Origin of the sequence: Sutterella sp. KLE1602, assembly GCF_001578585.1 — a bacterium.
Lineage (GTDB): Bacteria > Pseudomonadota > Gammaproteobacteria > Burkholderiales > Burkholderiaceae_F > Sutterella > Sutterella wadsworthensis_A.
Window position 1 is genome coordinate 50,166 of the sequence record NZ_KQ968563.1, and the last position, 2,212, is coordinate 52,377.

Below are 2,212 nucleotides of genomic sequence, written 5' to 3' on the forward strand. Positions count from 1 at the left end.
GCCCGTGGAAATAATCCACGGGCTCCTACCCGATTCTTGTTTTGGCGGAACGGTGACGGCTACGGGATAACCACGCGCACGGCGTCGCCCGCCTGAAGAAGCTCGGCCTCTTCGGGGACGATGGCTGCGGCGTTGCTCTGCGAGACGCTCAGAAGCGAGGCGGAGCTCTGCTGCGGGCACGGCGTGAAAAGGAGCGTGCCGTCCTCGGCCGTCTTCAGCACGCCGCGGACGATGTCGCGTCTGCCGGCGCGGCTCTTGATGCGTCCCTCGAGGCGGGCCGTGAGGACGAGCTGCTTCTCATGAACGCCCTGCAGGGCCTCGACAGCCGTGCGCAGGAAGTTCTCGGCGCTGGTGGCGGAGGCGACGGGATTGCCGGGCAGGCCGAGAATGAGCGTGTGCGCCTCCTTGAAGTAGCCGAACGAGAAGGGCTTTCCGGGGCGCAGCGCCACATGGTAGTGGCGCAGGTCGGCCAGGCGGTTGAGGACGGCGGCTGTGAAGTCGCAGTCGCCAGGACCCACGCCGCCCGAGCAGATGACGAGGTCGTGCGTGGCGGCCGCCTCGCGAAAACGCGCCTCGATCACGGCGTCGTCGTCGGGGAGGATGCCTGCATATTCGGCGTCGATGCCGAGTGCGCGGGCGGCAAGCGTGACATAGGCGCCGTTGGCGTTGTAGATGCGCCCGTCGGAAAGCGGGCGTCCGTCGGAAGGCTCGACGAGCTCGTCGCCGCTGGAGAAGACGGCGGCCCTGACCACGGGGCGGCAGGAGAGTTTCGCATAGCCGAGACTGGCGGCGAGGCCGATGTCGCCTCGGGTGAGGCGGCGCGGCGCGGTGAGGAGCACTTCGCCCGCCCTGAAGATCTCGCCCTGTCGGCGCACGTTGGTGCCGGGCCTGAGGCCTGCGGGCTCAAAGGTGATGAAGTCGTCCTCCACGCGGACCTTTTCAATGGGAATGACGGCGTCGAGACCGGCGGGCACGGGGGCGCCCGTCATGATGCGCAGTGCGGAGCACTCGGGAAGGGGCTCTTCAAAAGGATGGCCAGCAGTTGCGATGCCGCAGACAGGAAGCTTGACGGAGTCCGTCTCAGGCAGGTCGGCCGTGCGCAGCGCGAAGCCGTCCATGGCCGAGTTGTCGAAATGGGGGAAGTTGAACTGCGCGGCGACGCTTTCGGAGAGGATGCGTCCCTGTGCCTCGAGCAGAGGCACTGCTTCGCAGGCACCGTCAAGAGGTGCGACGGCCTCGCGCAGCGCGCGGGTGACTTCATCAAAGTCGGCACGAATGGCTTTCGACATGTCAAAATCCTTCAATGTGTCGGCCGCCGATGCGGCCATTCTTGGATTTTAGCGGCAGCAGCGCTGCCGGCGGAGACTAGCCATGAGGAAAACGGCTGTTGCGGCGCCCGAAAGGGCGAATACGATCGGCCTTGTGCTGGCGGGCGGACGGGCCACTCGGATGGGGGGCGTCAACAAGGGACTGGTGCTCTTTAACGGCGAGCCCATGGCGGGGCGGGTCATCAGGACGCTGGCGGGTCAGGTGTCCCGCGTTTGGGTTTCGGCCAACAGGGACGCGGACGCCTTCGTGAAGCTCGGGGCGCAGAAGGTCTTTGCCGACGTGCTCGAGGGATTCCCCGGTCCGCTCGCTGCGCTCGACTCGCTCAACGAGCGCCTCAGGACCGAGGGGACGGAGGGCGTCGAGTGGATTCTCACGGTGCCGTGCGACGTGCCGCTCGTGCCGGAGACGCTCCTCGAGGTGTTCGCGGGCGCGTTTGACGGGAGTCCTGCCTATACGATCGAGACGGGGGGATACGACCAAAACACGATCTCGCTCGTCCATGTGTCGGTCCTTCCTACGGTGCGCCCGTTCCTTGAGGGCGGAGACCGAAAGCTCGGACTCTGGTTCGAGCGGCAGGGAAGAGGGCATGTGCACTGGGACGGCCCCAAATCCGACTTTTACAACGTGAATGCTCCTCAAGACCTGCGGCAGTTGGAATCTGAGGCGAAAACGGAGGCTCTCCGAAGGTGAGAAAGTACCGTATTTGCGGTATTTTTACGGCGAGTCTTGACAAAGCCTGCGGAAAGGTGTTTAATTTCAATCCTTCGCTGACGACGCCAAGTCATCGGCGAATAAATTTGACAAAGAGTTGATGAGCTGATAAACTCTCAATTCTGTGCTCATTGGGGCGCTGTTCTTTAAAAATCAGAATTCAACGAACCGA

2 protein-coding genes are annotated in these 2,212 nt (G+C 64.0%); one reads left to right on the top strand and one right to left on the bottom strand.

Annotation, left to right across the window (positions count from 1 at the left end; genetic code table 11):
* Positions 1-59: 59 nt before the first annotated feature.
* The gene (gene glp, locus HMPREF3036_RS09215) at positions 60-1,289 is read right to left on the bottom strand and encodes a molybdopterin molybdotransferase MoeA (protein ID WP_062333806.1); all 1,230 of its coding nucleotides are present in this window, start codon (positions 1,287-1,289) and stop codon (positions 60-62) included.
* 82 nt (positions 1,290-1,371) lie between these two features.
* On the opposite strand from glp, the gene mobA reads away from it, so the two are divergent.
* The gene (gene mobA / locus HMPREF3036_RS09220; RefSeq protein WP_062333809.1) at positions 1,372-2,019 is read left to right on the top strand and encodes a molybdenum cofactor guanylyltransferase MobA; all 648 of its coding nucleotides are present in this window, start codon (positions 1,372-1,374) and stop codon (positions 2,017-2,019) included.
* The last annotated feature ends 193 nt before the right edge of the window (positions 2,020-2,212 follow it).

What these genes read in the sequence shown, in the direction of transcription:
- glp (WP_062333806.1), bottom strand. Translation starts at nt 1,289, where the DNA reads ATGTCGAAAGCCATTCGTGCCGACTTTGATGAAGTCACCCGCGCGCTG.
- mobA (WP_062333809.1), top strand. Translation starts at nt 1,372, where the DNA reads ATGAGGAAAACGGCTGTTGCGGCGCCCGAAAGGGCGAATACGATCGGC.